Origin of the sequence: Roseovarius dicentrarchi, from assembly GCF_003316635.1 — a bacterium.
Classification (GTDB): Bacteria; Pseudomonadota; Alphaproteobacteria; order Rhodobacterales; family Rhodobacteraceae; genus Roseovarius; species Roseovarius dicentrarchi.
On record NZ_QNQP01000077.1, the window covers coordinates 1 to 1239 of the forward strand.

The following is a 1239-nucleotide window of genomic DNA, read 5'->3' on the forward strand; positions in this document are numbered from 1 at the left end:
CGCCCGGCACCTATGACGATGACGCCCACGCAAGCTATCTGGCGGCAAGCGCCAGCCTGCGGGCCAAGGCCGAACGCCGCGCGGCCATGGTAAGGCTTTTGAAAGCCGTTGGGTCTGAGGTAAGCTGGGGCGACAGGCTGCGCCTTGTCCGCGCTAAGTTTGGCACAGAAGGCACCGATAAACGCACCCTTCAACGGTATTTAAACACTGTTGAAGGCGTCGATCCGATCAATTATGCGCCCGCGCTTTTGCCCGGTCACAAGGGCAGCCCCGTGCGGGCCAGCACTTCGAACGATGCGTGGCGCTGCTTCATGACGATCATCCGCGATGCCAGCAAGGATTTCCCCCTTATTCAGGCGTGGCGCGATGTGCGCGATATCGCAGCGCAAAAGGGCTGGGATTGGCCGTCTTACGCAACAGTTTTCCGGCGCTGGTCCGCGCTGACGCCCGCCCAGCAGTTGACCGCAAGGCTTGGCCGCGAAGAGGCCAGCAAGCGCGCGGGCGCAATCGGCATTGCGCGACAAGCGGGCGATCCGCGCGCTGGATTGGGTTTCGCTGGACAGCCCGGCGCAGGACTTCTGGGCCGATTTCGGCGATGGGCGCGCGGTGCGGCCTGTCATGCTGGTTCTCACTGATGTGGCATCAAACAAGGTGCTGCATTGGGTTCTGACCAATTCCGAAAACGCCGTTGATACCGTCCATCTGATTCGCGACACATGCCAGACACTTGGCATTTCGGGCCGGCTTTATACCGACAACGGATCGTCTTTTGCCGGGCATCTGGTCGCGGGCGGCAACGTCCACAGGTTCCGCAACGCGGGCAAGAATACCGAAGGTGTTCAACCGCTTGGCATATGTCACCACCTTGGTATCAAGCTGCATTTTGCCCTGCCGGGCAACGCGCAGGCGAAGATTGCCGAGCGTACCTTTGCCAGTCTGCCCGCGTGTCATTGATGATCGCCCGGACTTCAAGAACGCACATGCGGGCCATGCGCCCGGCGCGGCCCCTGATGCCAGTATCGTGCCGATTGATATCGACACCGCGCGCCGCATCATCGGGCGCGAGATCGCCCGCTACAATGCTGAGCCGGGACGGCGCAGCCAGGGCGCGCGGGGCCGCTCATACGATGATATTTTTGCGGCCGGCCTGTCGCACCGCGTTGTTGCGAAGCCTACTGCGCGCCAAGCCTATCTGGCCGGGCTGATCTACACGCCGGTTGCGGTAGATCGTGAAGGCCG

General features: G+C 62.4%; 3 protein-coding genes. All 3 read left to right on the forward strand.

Annotation, left to right across the window (positions count from 1 at the left end; genetic code table 11):
• On the forward strand, positions 1-635 hold a 635-nt coding region (locus DQ230_RS16900; protein WP_162497504.1), incomplete at its 5' end, for a DNA-binding domain-containing protein.
• The gene (locus DQ230_RS16905; protein WP_238987581.1) at positions 556-954 is read left to right on the forward strand and encodes a transposase domain-containing protein; all 399 of its coding nucleotides are present in this window, start codon (positions 556-558) and stop codon (positions 952-954) included. The genes DQ230_RS16900 and DQ230_RS16905, both read left to right, overlap by 80 nt.
• A 67-nt stretch (positions 955-1021) precedes the next feature.
• Positions 1022-1239 (forward strand): hypothetical protein (locus DQ230_RS16910; RefSeq protein ID WP_203228123.1); only part of this gene is annotated, 218 nt, incomplete at its 3' end.